Source organism: Streptomyces sp. NPDC053427 (assembly GCF_044544985.1).
Lineage (GTDB): Bacteria > Actinomycetota > Actinomycetes > Streptomycetales > Streptomycetaceae > Streptomyces.
Genome location: NZ_JBITYA010000011.1, coordinates 251,524 through 268,053 on the forward strand (window position 1 = coordinate 251,524; position 16,530 = coordinate 268,053).

Below are 16,530 nucleotides of genomic sequence, written 5' to 3' on the forward strand. Positions count from 1 at the left end.
CGGATGACGACCCATGACGACGACGGCCGGGCCGCCGCCTATCGCGCCGCGTACGACACACAGTTGCGGGCCCGCGGCTTCGCTCCGGGCCGGGCGGGAACCGAACGCATCGGCCCGGTGCTGCGCCGGGTCCAGCCGGGGCAGGGCGGGCTGATCCTCTACCGCGATCTGGGCGGGCTGGACGGGCCGGAGCTGGATGCCTTCATCGCCGCGCAGCGCGATCATTTCGCGGCGCTCGGGCAGCCGGTCGAGTGGAAGTACCACGGCCACGACCTGCCCGCCGATCTGCCCGAGCGGCTGAGGGCGGCCGGTTTCACCCCCGGCGAGCGGGAGACGGTGGTGATCGGCGAGGCCGCGACGGCCGCCGCGGAGCCCCGGCTTCCGGAGGGCGTACGGCTGCGCGAGGTCAGCACCGGGGCCGGCTTCGCGCGGATCCGGGCGCTCGCGGAGGAGGTGTGGGGCGGGGACTGGAGCTGGCTGCCGCCGGCGATGACGGAGTGGGTGTCAGGGGCGGACGACCCCTGCACCGTACTGGCCGTCGAATCGCCGGACGGCGAGGTGGTGAGCGCCGCCTGGGCCCGCTTCCACACCGGGACCGACTTCGCCTCGCTGTGGGGCGGTGCCACCCTCCCCGGCTGGCGCGGCCGCGGCCTCTACCGCACGCTGGTGGGCGCCCGCGCCGCGCTCGCCGTACGGCGCGGCTTCCGCTACGTCCAGGTGGACGCGCTGGAGACCAGCCGCCCGATCCTCGCCCGTCTCGGGCTGGTCCCGGCGGCCACGACCACGCCGTACATCTGGCGCCCGGCAAACGGCCGCTGACGGACGGTGCGGCCCGACCGCCGCCCTCCACCGCGCCGCTCTCCCCGCCCGTTGGTGACGCATGACGGGTTCACGCCATCCCTCAAGTCTGGTAGGAAAGCTTCCTAACGATCGGGACCCCCCACGGGCCCCAGCCCCACGGCCCATTTCCGGACTGGAGGACTCCATGCGCACCGGATCGATAGGCAGCCGACGCACAGACAGCCCGTCAGCAGACGGCCGGCCGCCCCGCAGAGGCCTGCCCAAGAGCGCAGCCCGCGTCGCCCTGGGCCTCGCCCTGCTCGCCGTACCGGCCACCGCCGTCGCCACCACGGCCGCTCCGGCCGAGCACCACGCCCCGGCGGCGGCCCCGCACGCGCCCGCCGCCGCACGGGCCGCCACCGGCCTCGACGATCCGGCGAAGAAGGAGATCGCCATGCAGCTGGTCTCCAGCGCGGAGAACTCCTCGCTGGACTGGAAGGCCCAGTACACGTACATCGAGGACATCGGCGACGGGCGCGGCTACACCGCCGGCATCATCGGCTTCTGCTCCGGTACGCACGACATGCTCGAACTCGTGGAGCTGTACACGAAGCGCAAGCCGGACAACATCCTGGCCAAGTACCTGCCCGCGCTGCGCGAGGTGGACGGCAGCGACTCGCACGAGGGGCTGGACCCCGGCTACCCCAAGGACTGGAAGAAGGCGGCCCAGGACCCCGAGTTCCAGAAGGCGCAGAACGATGAGCGCGACCGGGTGTACTTCAACCCGGCGGTCGAGCGGGGCAAGTCCGACGGCATCGGCGTGCTGGGCCAGTTCGCGTACTACGACGCGCTCGTGATGCACGGCGACGGCGACGACGAAACCAGCTTCTCCAGCATCCGCAAGCGCGCCCTGGCCAAGGCGAAGCCGCCGGCCCAGGGCGGCGACGAGAAGGCCTACCTGAACGCCTTCCTCGACGCGCGGGTCTGGGCGATGCAGCAGGAGGAGGCACACAGCGACACCAGCCGGGTGGACACCGAGCAGCGGCTCTTCCTCAAGAAGGGGAACCTCGATCTGCACACCCCGCTGGACTGGAAGGTCTACGGGGACGGCTACCACATCGGCTGATCCGGCACCGGCGACCGGGCGACCGGGCGCCGCGAGTGCTCCGCACACCTCGACGGCCCGTAGGGGAACGGCAGATGCCGCTTCCCTACGGGCCGTTGCCGACGTCAGGGGTCTGCTGGGGTAATCCGCTGACCATGGGTCAGTGCGCGGGGGCCGACGCCGGGTCGCCCGAGTCCGCGGCCCGGCGGTCGGGCTGCTGCGGGATGCTCGCCTCGGCGGGCGCACCCTCGTCGGCCTCCGCCGCATCCGGCTCCGGGGCATCCGGCTCCCCCGCCGTGTCCGCGCCCTTGCCGAAGTGGTTGAAGGCGATGTTGAGGACGATGGCGACAAGGCACCCGGTGCTGATGCCGGAGTCCAGCACGACCAGCAGGTCCTTGGGGAGGTTGTGGTAGAAGTCCGGCGCCGCGATCGGGATCAGGCCGATGCCGATGGCGGCGGCGACGATCAGGGAGTTCTCGCCCTTCTCCATGGCGGCGGAGGCCAGCGTCTGGATGCCGCTGGCGGCCACCGAGCCGAAGAGCACGATGCCGGCGCCGCCCAGGACGGGCAGCGGGACCAGCGAGATGACCGAGGCGGCCACCGGGGACAGGCCCAGCACGATCAGGATCAGGCCGCTGGTGGCGACCACGAACCGGCTGCGGACCTTGGTCATCGCGACCAGGCCGATGTTCTGGGCGAAGGCGCTGTTGGCGAAGCCGTTGAAGAGGGGGCTGATGGCCGTCCCCAGAGTGTCGGCGCGCAGGCCGCCCTCGATGGTGCGCTCGTCCGCCGGGCGGCCGACGATCTTGCCGAGGGCGAGCATGTCGGCCGTCGACTCGGTCATGCACACCAGCATCACGATGCACATGGAGACGATCGCGGCCACGTCGAACTGCGGCGCCCCGAAGTGGAAGGGCGTCGGGAAGCCGACGATGTCCGCGTCGGTGATGGCGGAGAAGTGGGTGATGCCGACGGGGATCGAGATCAGGGTGCCAGCGACCAGGCCGAGGAGGATCGAGATCTGCTGGAGGAAGCCGCGTAGGACCTTGCGCAGCACCAGCACGATCACGAACGTCAGCGCGGCCATCCCGATGTTCGTCAGGGAACCGTAGTCGGGGGCCCGGTCGTTGCCTCCCTGGGACCAGTTGAAGGCCACGGGAAGGAGGGAGACACCGATCAGGGTGATGACGGTGCCGGTGACGACCGGGGGGAAGAAGCGTACGAGCTTGGAGAAGTAGGGGGCGAGGACGAAGCCGAGCACACCGGCGACGATGACCGCGCCGAAGATGATCGGCAGCGCGTTCTCGGGGCTCTGGGCCTTGCCGATGGCGACCATCGGCGTCACGCCGGCGAAGGAGACGCCATTGACAAAGGGGAGCTTGGCGCCGACCTTCCAGAAGCCGAGGGTCTGGAGGAGCGTGGCGATACCGGCGGTGAAGAGGCTCGCGCCCATCAGGAACGCGGTCTCGGTGGGGCTCAGCCCGCAGGCCGGTCCCACGATCATCGGCGGGGCCACCACACCCGCGTACATCGCGGCCACGTGCTGCAGGCCGCTGGTGAACATCTTGAAGGGCGGGAGGGTCTGATCGACCGGATGCTTCCGGTCCTCCTCCGACTTCTGCCCGGAAATTGCGGCCACTGCGGGCCTCCTTCGTTTTACTGCGTCACCGGCGACCGGCGAGGCGAGGCTGTCACGGAGGGCTTGCCATGTGGTGCGATGGTGCGAGAAGTCGCGCTGGTGAGCGTGTCAAGGTGGGTCCGCGCTTGTGGCGCAGGGACGGATGTGGGGCGGTCGACCGGCCCGAGGAGGTACCCGGACCCGGGGGTACGAGGAGATCCCGCACCCCCGGGGTCCGGCGCTTGTGGATCCCGCTCGGATCCACAAGCTCAGCCGGGAGCCGTCCCTCCCGGCCGAGTCTTGTGTGGTGCTCCCGAGGGGATCAGCCCTCGGAGGCGATTCGGGCCAGACGCTGGGCCTCGGCGCGGGCGGTGCGCGCGATGGCGTCCTCGTCGACGTTGGTGAGGTGGTTGTCCTCGACGACCGGCTTGCCGTTGACCAGCGACAGCGTGACCGGGGCGGCCGCGCCGAAGACCAGGGCGGTGACCGGGTCGGCGATCGAGGAGTGGCCGAGACCGTCCAGCTTCCACAGGACCAGGTCGGCGAGCTTGCCGGCCTCCAGGGAGCCGATCTCGCCGGTGCGGCCGAGGACCTGGGCGCCGCCGTAGGTGCCGAGCCGCAGCGCCTTGCGGGCGTTGAGGGCGGCCTCCTTGTGGGCGCCGAGGCGGTTGATCAGCAGCGCGTTGCGCAGCTCGGTGTGCAGTTCGCCGGACTCGTTGGAGGCGGTGCCGTCCACGCCGAGGCCGACCGGGACGCCGGCCGCGAGCATGTCGGGGACGCGGGCGATGCCGGCGGCGAGCCGGGCGTTGGAGGACGGGCAGTGCGCGACGCCGGTGCCGGTGCGGGCGAAGGCGGCGATGTCGGAGTCGTTCATGTGGACGCAGTGCGCCATCCACACGTCGTCACCGAGCCAGCCGGTCGACTCGAAGTAGTCGGTCGGGCCCATGCCGAACAGCTCGTGGCAGAACTTCTCCTCCTCCACGGTCTCCGAGCCGTGGGTGTGCATCCGGACGCCCTTGCGGCGGGCGAGCTTGGCGCCCTCCTTGAGGAGTTCGGTGGAGATGGAGAACGGCGAACAGGGCGCCGCGGCGATGTGCACCATCGAGCCGAAGGAGGCGTCGTGGTACTTGTCGATGGCCTCCTCGGTCCCCAGCAGGGCGCCCTCGGTGGTCTCGACGGCGAAGTCCGGGGGCAGGCCGCCGTCCTTCTTGCTGCGGTCCATGGAGCCGCGGGCCAGGGTGATCCGGGCGCCGATCTCGGCGGCCGCGGCCAGCTCGGCGCCGACCAGGTCGCCGGAGCCCTGGGGGAAGACGTAGTGGTGGTCGGAGGCGGTGGTGACGCCGCCCTTGACCATCATGCCGAGCGAGCCCTGGGTGGCGGCGGCGAGCATCGGGGCGTCGATGCGGGCCCAGGTCGGGTAGAGCGCGACCAGCCAGTTGAACAGGTTGTGGTCGGTGGCCAGGCCCCGGGTGATCCACTGGTAGAAGTGGTGATGGGTGTTGATCAGACCCGGGGTGACCAGGTGTCCCGTGCCGTCGACCCGGCGGACGACATTCTCCAGGCCCTCGGGGGCCTTGCCGGCGCCCAGCGACTCGATGATGTTGTCCGCGACGACCACATAGCCGGTGGCGTACTCAGTGTCGTTGGCGTCGACGGTCGCGATGGCGCAGTTCTCGATGACGATGCGCTGCTTCACCGCGCTGTCAGGGGCTGCCGATGCTGCCATGGTGCTTCCTACTTTCCGTACTGGCGATGTGGGCACGGCATGGCCCTACGGGATTTGAGTGCCGGAGCCGGACGAGGCGGCTGACAGTACCGCCGTCCGTGGGGTGCTCCGGGTGCCGAGATGGTGGAAGAACAGGTTGAGCAGGACCGCGGTCAGGGCTCCGGCGCTGATCCCGGAGCCGAGCACGGTCTGTGCCCAGGCGGGGAAGTCCGCGTAGAAGGTGGGCGCGGCGAGCGGGATGATGCCTGCGCCGAGCGACACCGCCACCAGGATGATGTTGGAGCTGTCGTCGAGTCCGGCCTCGGAGAGCGTACGGATACCGCTGACCGCGATCGAGCCGAACAGGACGATACCCGCACCGCCGAGCACCGGCATCGGCACCAGGGAGACCACGGCGCCCAGGACGGGGAAAGCGCCGAGGACCAGGAGCGCGGCGCCGGCGAGGGCGACGACGTAGCGGCTGCGGACCCGGGTCAGTGACACCACACCGACATTCTGCGCGAAGGCGCTGGTCGGGAAGCCGCCGAAGACGGGGCCGAGCAGCGTGGCGATGCCGTCGGTGCGCAGTCCGCGGGTGATGGTGGCACCGTTCGTCCTGCGGTCGCAGATCTCGCCGAGGGCCAGCATGCCGGCGGACGACTCCGTCATCAGCACCAGCATCACGATGCACAGCGAGAGGATCGCGGCGGGCTGGAATTCGGGGGCGCCGAAGGCGAACGGTGTGGGCAGCGCGGCGATCGGGGCCGAGCGCAGCCCGTCGAAGCTCGCCATCCCGAAGGGGATCGCGGCGAGGGTGCCGACGACCAGACCGATCAGCAGCGCGATCTGCTTGACGAAGCCCTGGGTGAAGCGCTGGATGAGCAGGATCACCACGAGGGTGAAGGCGGCGAGCGCCAGGTTCGGCATGTCGCCGAAGTCGGCGGCGGTCTTGTCGCCGCCCTGCGCCCAGCCGACCGGTACGGGCATCAGCGTGACCCCGATGAGGGTGATCACGACGCCGGTGACCAGCGGCGGGAAGAAGCGCAGCAGCTTCCCGAAGAACGGGCCGATGGCGAGGCAGAAGACGCCGGCGACCATCACCGCCCCGTAGATCGCGGGGAGTTGGTGGCCCTTGGCGGTGGTCTCGGCGATGGCGAGCATCGGGGTGATGCCGGCGGAGCTGGCGGCGTTGACGAACGGGAGGCGGTTGCCGACGAACTTCCGGATGCCGAGTGTCTGGAGCAGGGTCGCGAGCCCGGCGATGAGGAGGCTCGCGGCGATCAGCCGGGTGCGGCCGGCGGTGTCCAGGCCGACGGCCTGGCCGATGATGAGCGGAGGGGTGACGACACCGGCGTACATGGCAGCGATGTGCTGGAGTGCGGCAGGGACGAGCCGCTTTGCCGCCGGCTTCTCGTCCACCGGGTGAACCGGTGGGACGGGGTGGTGCTCAACTTGCTCGTGCTGTGCCATGGGTCGTTCCCCTCGGATTTCGCGGCCCCTCCCCGCTGTCGGGTGGGGAGGGGCCGCGAGGCACGGCGTTGCGTCGGAGCCGTCAGAGGTTCGTCAGATCCATCGGGATCCGGGCTTCGACACCGTCGCGCAGAACAGTGGCTTCGATCAGGCCGTACGGGCGGTCCGCCGCGTAGTAGACCTCGTTGTCGTTCTTCAGCCCGAACGGCTCCAGATCCACCAGGAAGTGGTGCTTGTTCGGCAGCGAGAAGCGGATCTCGTCGACCTCGGAACGGTTGTTGATGATGCGCGAACCCATTTGGTACAGGGTCTGCTGGAGGCTGAGGCTGTAGGTCTCCGCGAAGGCCTGCAGCATGTGCTTCTTGACCTGCTCGTACGAACGCTCCCAGTTGGGCATCCGCTGCTCGTCGTCGGTCCAGTTGAACCGCCAGCGGCTGGATACCTGCGTGGCCAGGATGCGGTCGTACGCCTCCTTGAGGGTCGTGTACTTGTCCTTGATGTAGCCCCAGAACTCCGAGTTGGTGGAGTTCATGACGACCAGGTCCTTCAGGCCGGAGATGACCTGCCACTGCTCACCGTCGTAGACGATCTCCGTCAGCCGGGTCTCCTGGCCCTGGCGGACGAAGGAGTGCTTGACGTCGTCCGAGCCGATGAACTTCGAGTTGGCGTCGGAGGTGGCGATCCGCTCCCAGGCGTACTCCTCGATGCGGATCCGGGCCTGCTTGATCGGCTCCTGGCTGGTCACGAAGTGCCGGGCCAGGTGGATGCCGAACTGCTCGGCCGACTCGATGCCGTACTCCTTGGCGAAGGCGTACACGGTGTTCTTCGTCGTGTCCGTCGGCAGGCAGTTGGCGTTGGAGCCGGAGAGGTGGACCTCTTCCAGGTCGCCGGAGAGCGCGACCGAGACGTTCAGGTCCTTGATGTGGTGCGTGTCGCCGTCGCGGGTGATCTTGACGACGCGGTTTTCCGCTTTGCCGTACTGGTTCTGGCCGAGAATCGTGGGCATGTCGGTGCTAGCTCCCTCGGTATACGGAGTAGCCGAACGGGTTGAGCAGCAGCGGTACGTGATAGTGCTCGCCCGGCTTGACGGCAAAGGTGATTGCCACCTCCGGGAAGAAGGCTCCGCTGTCCCTTACGCGGGGGGCGTCCTGCTGTTCCTCGGCTTGCTGGGTTGCCTTGTGGTGGGTGCAGTGCTTGTTTGAAACGAAGTAGTCCTCGACCGCGAAGTCGAGGCGTACGTGCGTGGTGCCTTCCGGCAGGGCCGGCAGGTCCTTGCAGCGCCCGTCGGCGTCGGTCTTGGACGCTCCGTGGGCGGTCCAGGCACCCTCACTTCCGGAGCGCACCGAGAGCGTGAGGGCGACGCCCTCCGCGGGGCGGCCCACGCTGGTGTCCAGGATGTGCGTGGACACCGACGTCGATGCAGCCGTCTCGCTGCTCATGCTGCGTCTCCTTCTGCAAGTTCGGTCAGGCGGGTCAGGCGAATCCGGTTGATCTTGCCGAGCTCGACTCGAACGATCTCCCGTTCCTGTTCCGGCGTGTTGTCGATCCGGTTACGGACCGCGTCGCGCATCTGCTCCCCGGTACGGCCGGAGGCGCAGATCAGGAAGACGTGCCCGAACTTCTCCTGGTAGGCCAGGTTGAGCTCGAGCATCTCCGCTTTGAGCTCGTCGGAGGCGCCGGCCATGCCGCTCTGTTCGCGGTGCGACGTCGGGTCGCCCGGCTTGGGCCGGCCGATGGGCGGGTGCCCCGCCATCGCCTCGGCCAGGTCGTCCGCGGTCAGCTCGGCCATGGCGGCGTCGCTGGCGGCGAACAAGGCGTCGGGGGTGGCGTAGGGGCGCTGGGCGAGGATCTTGCTTCCCCATGCCCGGCTGGCGCACGCCTCGTGCAGCTCGGCCGCGGCCGTACTGTCGTCGGCGTCGTTGAACCGGGAAAGACCTGGGGTCGAACTCGAAGACACGGGAAGCCTCCGTGGCCTGGTGCTGGACAGCTCTGCTTGGCTGGAAACAGCTAAGACCCCCGGCAACATCACGTCAACACTTTGTTGAAAACTCGGCAACACAAAAGCCGCCATCCGGGGATTCCGGACGGCGGCTTCGGGCTTCGGGGCGGGGCTTGCGACCGGTTCGCCTCAGTCGGCACCCTTCGCGGCGTTCTCCCGGTTCAGATAGTTGTACACGGTGAAGCGGCTGACGCCGAGCGCGCCGGCGACCGTCTCCACGCCGTGCCGTACGGAGAAGGCGCCGCGCGTCTCCAGTATCCGGACGACCGACTGCTTGGTCTTGCGGTCCAGCTCCGCCAGGGGCATGCCGTGCCGGCGCTGGAGCTCGGCGAGGATGTGGTCGAGCGAGTCCGACAGATGCGGGAGCCGTACGGCCACGCGGTCCTGCCCCTCCCAGGCCAGGACGACATCGTCACCCTGGGCCAGGTCGGGCGCGACCATCTGTCCGCCCATCGCATCCACCAGCGGCTTGACCGCCTGGACGAACGGGTGGTCGGCGGGCTCGGTCACGTGGCATCCCCCTTGTCCGGCTCGGCGTCCGCGATCACATTGACCTGCAGCGAGACCCGGGTGGCTCCTGCCTCCAGGGATTCGCGCAGCAGGGCATTGACCGCGCCCAGCACCCGCTCGGCGTCGCCCTCGGCCGTATTGCCGAACGGTCCGACGTCCACGGCGTCCAGCTCGGCGCCGGTGACGATGTCGCGCGCCACCACCGCATGGGCCGGGGCCTCATCGAGGTCGAACGGCTCCGTCGTGAACTCCACTCTCAATCGCACGCGGTTCAACCTACGCGTGCATCGCCCCGGCCACCAGAAATTGCCCAGGACCCCCCTTGACAGCATCCGAGCCGGGCAGGCAGTGTTCCGTTACGCAGAAAAGAAGTTCCACAATTCGGAAGGGACGCCGGACCTTCATGGGTTTCACGGACACGCGCTTCAACGTCAACCTGTCGATTCTGTTCACCGAGCTTCCGCTGCTGGAGCGGCCGGCGGCCGCCCGCGCGGCGGGCTTCACGGCGGTGGAGCTGTGGTGGCCGTGGGTGGACGCCCCGGTCCCCGAGCAGTCGGAGCTGGATGCGCTGCGCGATGCGCTCGTCGACGCCGGGACCCGGCTGGTGGGACTGAACTTCTACGCCGGGCAGCTGCCCGGCCCCGACCGCGGCGCCCTGTCGATCCCGGGCGAGGAGTCGGAGAAGTTCCGGGCGAACGTGCCGGTGGCCGTCGAGTTCGCCCGGTCGCTGGGCTGCACCACCTTCAACGCCCTCTACGGCAACCGCCTCGAGGGCGTCGAGGCGGCCGAGCAGGACGCGCTGGCCCTTGAGAACCTGGCCTTCGCCGCCCGCGCGGTCGCCGAGATCGAGGGCACCCTGCTCATCGAGGCGCTCAACGCGCCCGAATCACCCCAGTGCCCCCTCGTCTCCGCGCCGAAGGCCATCGAGATCGTGGACGCGGTCAACGCGGCGACCGGCCTGGACAACACGCGGTTCCTGATGGACCTCTACCACCTGTCGATGAACGGCGAGGACCTCGAGGAGGTCATCGACCGCCACACCGCCAAGACCGCGCACGTCCAGATCGCCGACAACCCCGGCCGCGGCGCCCCCGGCACCGGCTCACTGGACTTCACCGCCCTCCTCGACCGGCTCAAGAAGAGCGGCTACGACGGCTGGATCGGCCTGGAGTACAAGCCCGGCGACGCCCCCAGCGCCTCGTCCTTCGCATGGCTGCCCGCCCCGCTGCGCGCCGCCCCGTAACCGGTCCGCACGACCGCCCCCTTGATTTTTTGAGTGTGAAAGAGGCATTTCGATGAGCAACCTCCCCAAGATCGCGTGGATCGGCCTGGGCATCATGGGCTCCCCCATGGCCGAGAACCTGATCAAGGCCGGCTACGCCGTCTCCGGCTTCACCCTCGAGGCCGACAAGCTCGAGCGCCTGGCCAAGGCCGGCGGCACCGCGGCCGCCTCGATCGCCGAAGCCGTCAAGGACGCCGACGTCGTCATCACCATGGTCCCCGCCTCCCCCCAGGTCGAGGCCATCGCCTACGGACCCGACGGCATCCTGGACAACGCCAAGGCCGGCGCCCTGCTGATCGACATGTCCTCGATCACCCCCCAGACCTCCATCGACCTGGCCAAGGCCGCCGGCGACAAGGGCATCCGCGTCCTGGACGCCCCCGTCTCCGGCGGCGAGGCCGGCGCCATCGAAGCCGTCCTGTCGATCATGGTCGGCGGCGACCAGGCCGACTTCGACGCCGCCCGCCCGATCCTCGAGGCCCTCGGCAAGACCATCGTGCTCTGCGGCCCGCACGGCTCCGGCCAGACCGTCAAGGCCGCCAACCAGCTCATCGTCGCCATCAACATCCAGGCCTGCGCCGAAGCCGTCGTCTTCCTGGAGAAGTCCGGCGTCGACCTGCCCGCCGCCCTCGACGTCCTGGGCGGCGGCCTGGCCGGCTCCACCGTCCTGGCCCGCAAGAAGGACAACTTCAAAAACCGCGACTTCAAGCCCGGCTTCCGCATCGACCTCCACCACAAGGACATGGGCATCGTCACCGACGCCGCCCGCACCGTCGGCGCCGCCCTGCCCGTCGGCTCCGTCGTCGCCAACCTCGTCGCCTCCCTCCGCGCCCAGGGCGACGGCTCCCTCGACCACTCCGCCCTCCTCCGCGGCGTCGAACGCCTCTCCGGCCACACCATCGAAGGCTGACACCCTTCGGGACCCACGTTTCCAAGGGTCCGGACCCTGAATTTCCGGGCGGCGGCCGCGCCGACACCTGTCCTGTCGCGCCCAGGCGCGGCCGTCGCCCGGAACACCACCCCACCCCCAGGTTTTATTTCAACAAACTGTTGACGTTTGGTCGGAGCAGTTCTTACGCTCCGACATGCGGAAGCCAATTCCGCGCTCTCGTACGGAAGGTCACCATGTCGAAGCCCACGCTGACGACCGAGTCCGGCGCCCCGGTCGCCGACAACCAGAACTCCGCCACCGCCGGCGTCGGCGGCCCGATCATCCTCCAGGACCAGCACCTGCTGGAGAAGCTCGCGCGGTTCAACCGCGAGCGCATCCCGGAGCGCGTCGTGCACGCCCGCGGCTCCGGCGCCTACGGCTACTTCGAGGTGACCGACGACGTCACTGGCTTCACCCGCGCTGATTTTCTGAGCACCGTCGGCAAGCGAACCGAGACGTTCATCCGCTTCTCGACCGTCGCCGACAACCTGGGCGGCCCCGACGCGGCCCGTGACCCCCGCGGCTTCGCCCTGAAGTTCTACACCGAAGAGGGCAACTACGACCTCGTCGGCAACAACACCCCGGTGTTCTTCATCAAGGACCCGATCAAGTTCCCCGACTTCATCCACTCGCAGAAGCGCGACCCCTTCACGGGCAAGCAGGAGCCGGACAACGTCTGGGACTTCTGGGCGCACGCCCCCGAGGCCACCCACCAGATCACCTGGCTCATGGGCGACCGCGGCATCCCGGCCTCCTACCGCCACATGAACGGCTACGGCTCGCACACCTACCAGTGGACGAACGCCCAGGGCGAGGCCTTCTTCGTCAAGTACCACTTCAAGACGAACCAGGGCATCCGCTCCCTGAGCAGCGAGCAGGGCGCCGAGCTGGCGGGCAAGGACCCCAACAGCCACCAGACCGACCTGCTGCAGTCCATCGAGCGGGGCGTGTACCCCTCCTGGACCCTGTACGTGCAGATCATGCCGGCGGCCGAGGCGGCGAACTACCGCTTCAACCCGTTCGACCTGACCAAGGTGTGGCCGCACAGCGACTACCCGCTCCAGCGGGTCGGCCGCCTGGTGCTGGACCGCAACCCGGACAACGTCTTCGCCGAGGTCGAGCAGTCGGCCTTCTCGCCGAACAACTTCGTGCCCGGCATCGGCCCGTCCCCGGACAAGATGCTCCAGGGCCGGCTGTTCGCCTACGCCGACGCGCACCGCTACCGCCTGGGCGTCAACCACACCCAGCTGCCGGTGAACGCCCCCAAGGCGACCAAGGCCGACAACTACGGCCGGGACGGCCTGATGGCCGCCAACGGCTACGACCGGCACGCCAAGAACTACGAGCCGAACTCCTACAGCGGCCCGGTGCAGACGAACGAGGCGCTCTCCGCCCCGCTCGCCGTCTCCGGCTACACCGGCACCCACGAGGCCCCGGCACACACCAAGGACGACGACTTCTTCCAGGCCGGTGAGCTCTACCGCCTGATGTCCGAGGACGAGAAGAAGCGCCTGGTGGACAACATCGCCGGCGGTCTCTCCCAGGTCGGCCGCGACGATGTGATCGAGAAGAACCTCGCCCACTTCCACGCCGCCGACCAGGACTACGGCAAGCGCGTCGAGGCCAAGGTCCGCGAGCTGCGCGAGGACTGACGGGAGGTCAGCTTCCTTGCGCATCCGTACCGGTCGGCCCGTTGAGGGGTGGTCGACCGGTGCGGAGAGGTAGTGCGGTGCTCCGCGGCACCAGGGGAATTACCAGTGCGGTGGCAGTGCTCGCCCGATAGGGAAGGGCGAGCCACTCCCCGCCGCGGAGCCCGCCTCCTGCCTCCGTCCCACGGATCTTCCTGTGGGACCACGACTCCGTCCGGTGGTGCGATGTCCTGTCGCGCCCAACTCTCGTATCACCGGGCGGGAACCACCCACGAAGGGCCCGGAATCCGTACGGTCACGGATTCCGGGCCCTTCGTGCGCTCCCCCGCCTCCCGCCGGATACCCGCCCGGCCTGCGGCTCTCCTGTCATTTCGGCCCCCTGCGCCCGGTTTTGGAGAGAACATGGTCGGCAACGGCAGCGCCGTCCGGCTGCCGACCTGACCTACCCGCCGGGAGCCCCCATGGCCGACAGCGTGCCGGTGCGGTGCCCTACGTGCCGCCGCGAGAACGCCTTCACCCCGCCCACCTTCCCGTGCGCCTGCGGCGCGCCGCTGACCATGCCCGTCCTGCGCGGCGGGGTGCCGGTCGAGATACTCCACCGCACCTGGCAGGCGTCCTGGGTGGAGGTGCGGTGCGAGGTCTGCGGACGGCTGGACCAGTGGCCGGCGCCGGAGTCGGGCTGTGCCTGCGGCACGGTCGTCCGCGTGCCGGTGGTCCCGGCGCCGGCCTCCTCATCGCCCGGCATCCCGGAGCCCGGCTCCCTCGGCGCGCCCGGCGCCCCCGCCGTCCGGCCGGCGGCCGCGCCGGGCTCCCGGCCCGCCGTGCTGCGGCCGGCGTTCCGCCCCGTCACGATCCGTACGGCCCGGGACTGCGTCACCGCCGCCGCGCAGTATCTGAAGTGGCTGGGCTTCGCGGATGTCACCCGTACCCAGGAGCGCACCGCCGCGGGCGTCGATCTGCGGGGCACCGGAGTGGTGGCCCAGGTCGACCCGACGACCCGGGCCACCAAGCTCCGCGAGATCGAATGCGTATGGCTCAACGGCCTCAACGACTCGGCCATCGCCGTCTTCTTCTCCCTGGCCGGCTATGCCCGCGACGCCCGCGCACGCGCCGACGAACTGCACCTCCCGCTGTTCGTCATGGACCTCACGGGCACCCCGCAACCGGTCAACGACCCCGCCGACGAGCTGATCAAGTACGGGGCGACGGGACGCTGAGCCCGCGGCGGGGCGGTACCGGACGGCGGTGCGGGGCGGGCGCGCCGCCGCAATCCGGTGGCCGCCCGCGCCGGAACCGACGACAATCGCCGGATGATCATCCGTACTCCGGACCTCGGCGAACTGCCGGTGCTGCGCGCCATCGAGCGGGCAGCGGGCGAGGCGTTCCGCCCGCTCGGCATGGCGGCGATCGCGGACGACGAGCCGCCGTCGATCGCCGAGTTGACGCGGTACCTGCTGGCGGGCCGGCTGTCGGCCGCCTACGAGGACGCGGGGTCCGGCGGCACAACGGCAGGGCCGATCGGCTATCTGGTGCGGGAGCCGGTCGACGGTTGCGTGCACATCGAGCAGGTCACGGTGCATCCGGACCACGCCCGCCGCGGCATCGGCCGGGCCCTGATCGACCGGGCCGAGCGGGACGGGCGGGGCGCCGCCGCCCTGACCCTGACCACCTTCGCCGAGGTGCCGTGGAACGCCCCGTACTACGAGCGGCTCGGGTTCCGGGTGCTCGCCGACGACGAACTCACCCCCGGGCTGCGGGACATCCGTGCCGACGAGGCGCGGCGCGGCCTGGACCGCTGGCCGCGGGTGGCGATGCGGCGCCCGTGCGCTACGCCGTCGCGGTGACCGTCGGCGCCCGGCCCGCCGTCGAGCCGCCGTCGACCGCGATCTCGGCTCCGGTCGGATGGGCCGCGGCGTCGGAGGCGAGGAAGGCGACCGGACCGGCGACCCGGATGCCGTGCTCGCCGAGTTCCAGGGCGGCGGCCTTCTCCCCGAGGTCGTCGCGTACGTCGCCGAGCACCACCCGCGCGCCGAGCCGGGCGAACGACCGGGCGGCCTCGGCGCCCTGGCCGCGCGCGGCCCCCGTGATGACGGCGGTCTTGCCTTCGCGTGTGAGCACGGGCCCTCCCGCGACGGCGGCTGTCGTGGCACGTCCGTCGGCAATATGACAGGTGGTCAGGCAGCTGGGTCAAGGGGCGGGCCGAAGGAGCCCGCGCGGACCACCGGGAGATAATGGGGAGATGATCGACGCGAACGCGCTCCGGGCCGTCTGCCTGGACTTCCCCGGCGCGACCGAGGAATTCCCCTTTCCCCGGCACCCGGACGTCTCGACCTTCAAGGTCGGGGGCAAGATCTTTGCGCTGACCACGCTGACGGCCGCCCCGCTCACCGTGAGCCTCAAGTGCGATCCGGAGCTGGCCGAGCGGCTGCGCGCGGCGCACCCGGAGGTGGTGCCCGGCTACCACCTCAACAAGCGGCACTGGAACACCGTTTCCCTGGACGGCGACCTGGCGGACCGGCTGGTCCTCGACATGATCGAGGACTCCTACGACCTGATCGTCGCCGCGCTGCCACGGGCGCAGCGCCTTCTGCTGGACTGGCCGGGGGAAGGGCAGCGCTGACCGGTCGGCCTCGGCGCGCCGGACGCGGGCGTACCTCCCACGCGCTTACGGCCATGGGAGGAGCGGCGCCCGGCACCGGCGCGCCGAAGGCGGGGGCCTACAGCACGCCGCCCCGTGCGGTGGCGGGGGCCACGGTGTTGAACGCGCCGTTCACGCTGCCGTTCCCGGCGTACTCGGCGGTGTAGCCGCCCAGCAGCGCCTCGGCGACGGCCAGCGACGGCTTCGCGTCACAGGAGGCCCGGCCGGCGGAGTCCGTCCTGGCCACGCACAGGACCTTGCCCGCGCCGTCCTTGAACGTGATGGTCGCGTTCCAGATGGCGTCCTGGGGGCCGTTGTCGCGGTCCCTGACCAGGGTGGCGTTCAGATGGTGGAGCTTGACCTCCAGCGGCGCCTTCCGGACCGGTTCGGCGCGTCCCGCGGTCAGCTTGGTGCCCATCTCGGGCACCGTGCGCGCCGGGCCGCACAGACCGCGCGTCCAGTCGAAGTAGGCGCCGGGGGCGCAGGTCACGCGCTCCTGCTGGGCCGCCGCTCCGCCGGTGGACGGGTTGCAGCGGTAGTAGGCGGCGGCGTTGTCGGCGTCGATCGCCAGCCGGTCGCCGGGCTTGTGGCCGGTTGCCGACCCTGCTGCGCTCCCGCAGCCCGCGGTGAACACCTCGGTGTCGTAGCCGCCGTACTGGTCGGGCCCGACGGCGGAGGCGGGGGCGGCGAAGGCCCCCAGAGAAGCGACCACGGCAGCTGCTGCGGTCGCCCAACGAGCAATACGCGTCATGGATTTCCGTTTCTTCGGGTGGTGCGACGGGTGAGTGATGGGGGGTTGTGGGGGGTTGAGGTAGTGGGCGGTGATTGGCGCGAAGAGGCCTT

At 70.2% G+C, this 16,530-nt stretch carries 18 protein-coding genes; 8 read left to right on the forward strand and 10 right to left on the reverse strand.

What is annotated here, in order from left to right; translation table 11 throughout:
• Positions 1 to 3: 3 nt before the first annotated feature.
• The gene (locus ACIGWZ_RS29425; protein ID WP_400069727.1) at positions 4 to 819 is read left to right on the forward strand and encodes a GNAT family N-acetyltransferase; all 816 of its coding nucleotides are present in this window, start codon (positions 4 to 6) and stop codon (positions 817 to 819) included.
• A 166-nt stretch (positions 820 to 985) separates the two neighbouring features.
• Complete coding sequence (locus tag ACIGWZ_RS29430) at positions 986 to 1,906, forward strand: chitosanase (protein ID WP_400069728.1); 921 nt, start codon at positions 986 to 988, stop codon at positions 1,904 to 1,906.
• A gap of 139 nt (positions 1,907 to 2,045) precedes the next feature.
• Here ACIGWZ_RS29430 and ACIGWZ_RS29435 read toward each other — a convergent pair whose 3' ends face one another.
• From ACIGWZ_RS29435 to ACIGWZ_RS29470, 8 genes are all read right to left on the reverse strand, one after another.
• On the reverse strand, positions 2,046 to 3,524 hold the full coding sequence (locus ACIGWZ_RS29435; protein WP_400069729.1) for a nucleobase:cation symporter-2 family protein: 1,479 nt from the start codon (positions 3,522 to 3,524) through the stop codon (positions 2,046 to 2,048).
• Between the two features lie 301 nt (positions 3,525 to 3,825).
• Positions 3,826 to 5,229 carry an 8-oxoguanine deaminase gene (locus tag ACIGWZ_RS29440; protein ID WP_400069730.1) on the reverse strand — a complete coding sequence of 468 codons (1,404 nt, stop codon included), beginning with the start codon at positions 5,227 to 5,229 and terminating at the stop codon, positions 3,826 to 3,828.
• A 45-nt stretch (positions 5,230 to 5,274) separates the two neighbouring features.
• Positions 5,275 to 6,678 (reverse strand): nucleobase:cation symporter-2 family protein, encoded by a 1,404-nt coding sequence (locus ACIGWZ_RS29445; RefSeq protein WP_400069731.1) that lies wholly within the window; start codon positions 6,676 to 6,678, stop codon positions 5,275 to 5,277.
• Positions 6,679 to 6,760: 82 nt separating this feature from the next.
• Entirely contained in the window at positions 6,761 to 7,684 is a 924-nt protein-coding gene (pucL, locus tag ACIGWZ_RS29450) for a factor-independent urate hydroxylase (RefSeq protein WP_400069732.1), read from the reverse strand.
• Between the two features lie 7 nt (positions 7,685 to 7,691).
• A complete protein-coding gene (gene uraH / locus ACIGWZ_RS29455) occupies positions 7,692 to 8,117 on the reverse strand; it encodes a hydroxyisourate hydrolase (protein ID WP_400069733.1) in 426 nt (141 codons plus the stop codon).
• A complete protein-coding gene (gene uraD, locus ACIGWZ_RS29460) occupies positions 8,114 to 8,635 on the reverse strand; it encodes a 2-oxo-4-hydroxy-4-carboxy-5-ureidoimidazoline decarboxylase (protein ID WP_400069734.1) in 522 nt (173 codons plus the stop codon). The genes uraH and uraD overlap by 4 nt, the downstream gene beginning before the upstream one ends.
• A 171-nt stretch (positions 8,636 to 8,806) precedes the next feature.
• Entirely contained in the window at positions 8,807 to 9,187 is a 381-nt protein-coding gene (locus ACIGWZ_RS29465) for a helix-turn-helix domain-containing protein (protein WP_400069735.1), read from the reverse strand.
• Entirely contained in the window at positions 9,184 to 9,453 is a 270-nt protein-coding gene (locus ACIGWZ_RS29470; RefSeq protein WP_400069736.1) for a hypothetical protein, read from the reverse strand. Before ACIGWZ_RS29470 ends, ACIGWZ_RS29465 begins: the two co-directional genes overlap by 4 nt.
• A gap of 137 nt (positions 9,454 to 9,590) precedes the next feature.
• On the opposite strand from ACIGWZ_RS29470, the gene ACIGWZ_RS29475 reads away from it, so the two are divergent.
• From ACIGWZ_RS29475 to ACIGWZ_RS29495, 5 genes are all read left to right on the forward strand, one after another.
• Positions 9,591 to 10,430: a TIM barrel protein gene (locus ACIGWZ_RS29475; RefSeq protein WP_400069737.1), complete on the forward strand. Its 840-nt coding sequence runs from the start codon at positions 9,591 to 9,593 to the stop codon at positions 10,428 to 10,430.
• Positions 10,431 to 10,482: 52 nt separating this feature from the next.
• Positions 10,483 to 11,379, forward strand: a complete 897-nt coding sequence (locus tag ACIGWZ_RS29480) for a 2-hydroxy-3-oxopropionate reductase (RefSeq protein ID WP_400069738.1) — start codon at positions 10,483 to 10,485, stop codon at positions 11,377 to 11,379.
• Between the two features lie 215 nt (positions 11,380 to 11,594).
• Positions 11,595 to 13,052, forward strand: a complete 1,458-nt coding sequence (locus ACIGWZ_RS29485; RefSeq protein ID WP_400069739.1) for a catalase — start codon at positions 11,595 to 11,597, stop codon at positions 13,050 to 13,052.
• Between the two features lie 458 nt (positions 13,053 to 13,510).
• On the forward strand, positions 13,511 to 14,266 hold the full coding sequence (locus ACIGWZ_RS29490; protein WP_400069740.1) for a hypothetical protein: 756 nt from the start codon (positions 13,511 to 13,513) through the stop codon (positions 14,264 to 14,266).
• A gap of 93 nt (positions 14,267 to 14,359) precedes the next feature.
• Positions 14,360 to 14,893: a GNAT family N-acetyltransferase gene (locus ACIGWZ_RS29495; protein ID WP_400069741.1), complete on the forward strand. Its 534-nt coding sequence runs from the start codon at positions 14,360 to 14,362 to the stop codon at positions 14,891 to 14,893.
• Here the strand turns inward: ACIGWZ_RS29495 and ACIGWZ_RS29500 are convergent.
• Positions 14,877 to 15,167 carry an SDR family NAD(P)-dependent oxidoreductase gene (locus ACIGWZ_RS29500; protein WP_400069742.1) on the reverse strand — a complete coding sequence of 97 codons (291 nt, stop codon included), beginning with the start codon at positions 15,165 to 15,167 and terminating at the stop codon, positions 14,877 to 14,879. The two genes, ACIGWZ_RS29495 and ACIGWZ_RS29500, sit on opposite strands and share 17 nt — an antisense overlap.
• Before the next feature lie 121 nt (positions 15,168 to 15,288).
• Between ACIGWZ_RS29500 and ACIGWZ_RS29505 the strand changes: the two genes are divergently transcribed.
• Positions 15,289 to 15,669 (forward strand): MmcQ/YjbR family DNA-binding protein, encoded by a 381-nt coding sequence (locus tag ACIGWZ_RS29505; RefSeq protein WP_400069743.1) that lies wholly within the window; start codon positions 15,289 to 15,291, stop codon positions 15,667 to 15,669.
• A gap of 97 nt (positions 15,670 to 15,766) precedes the next feature.
• Here the strand turns inward: ACIGWZ_RS29505 and ACIGWZ_RS29510 are convergent, their stop codons facing one another.
• On the reverse strand, positions 15,767 to 16,438 hold the full coding sequence (locus ACIGWZ_RS29510) for a hypothetical protein (protein WP_400069744.1): 672 nt from the start codon (positions 16,436 to 16,438) through the stop codon (positions 15,767 to 15,769).
• Positions 16,439 to 16,530: the final 92 nt, after the last annotated feature.

What these genes read in the sequence shown, in the direction of transcription:
- ACIGWZ_RS29425 (WP_400069727.1), top strand. Translation starts at nt 4, where the DNA reads ATGACGACCCATGACGACGACGGCCGGGCCGCCGCCTATCGCGCCGCG.
- ACIGWZ_RS29430 (WP_400069728.1), top strand. Translation starts at nt 986, where the DNA reads ATGCGCACCGGATCGATAGGCAGCCGACGCACAGACAGCCCGTCAGCA.
- ACIGWZ_RS29440 (WP_400069730.1), bottom strand. Translation starts at nt 5,229, where the DNA reads ATGGCAGCATCGGCAGCCCCTGACAGCGCGGTGAAGCAGCGCATCGTC.
- ACIGWZ_RS29445 (WP_400069731.1), bottom strand. Translation starts at nt 6,678, where the DNA reads ATGGCACAGCACGAGCAAGTTGAGCACCACCCCGTCCCACCGGTTCAC.
- pucL (WP_400069732.1), bottom strand. Translation starts at nt 7,684, where the DNA reads ATGCCCACGATTCTCGGCCAGAACCAGTACGGCAAAGCGGAAAACCGC.
- uraH (WP_400069733.1), bottom strand. Translation starts at nt 8,117, where the DNA reads ATGAGCAGCGAGACGGCTGCATCGACGTCGGTGTCCACGCACATCCTG.
- ACIGWZ_RS29475 (WP_400069737.1), top strand. Translation starts at nt 9,591, where the DNA reads ATGGGTTTCACGGACACGCGCTTCAACGTCAACCTGTCGATTCTGTTC.
- ACIGWZ_RS29480 (WP_400069738.1), top strand. Translation starts at nt 10,483, where the DNA reads ATGAGCAACCTCCCCAAGATCGCGTGGATCGGCCTGGGCATCATGGGC.
- ACIGWZ_RS29485 (WP_400069739.1), top strand. Translation starts at nt 11,595, where the DNA reads ATGTCGAAGCCCACGCTGACGACCGAGTCCGGCGCCCCGGTCGCCGAC.
- ACIGWZ_RS29490 (WP_400069740.1), top strand. Translation starts at nt 13,511, where the DNA reads ATGGCCGACAGCGTGCCGGTGCGGTGCCCTACGTGCCGCCGCGAGAAC.
- ACIGWZ_RS29495 (WP_400069741.1), top strand. Translation starts at nt 14,360, where the DNA reads ATGATCATCCGTACTCCGGACCTCGGCGAACTGCCGGTGCTGCGCGCC.
- ACIGWZ_RS29505 (WP_400069743.1), top strand. Translation starts at nt 15,289, where the DNA reads ATGATCGACGCGAACGCGCTCCGGGCCGTCTGCCTGGACTTCCCCGGC.
- ACIGWZ_RS29510 (WP_400069744.1), bottom strand. Translation starts at nt 16,438, where the DNA reads ATGACGCGTATTGCTCGTTGGGCGACCGCAGCAGCTGCCGTGGTCGCT.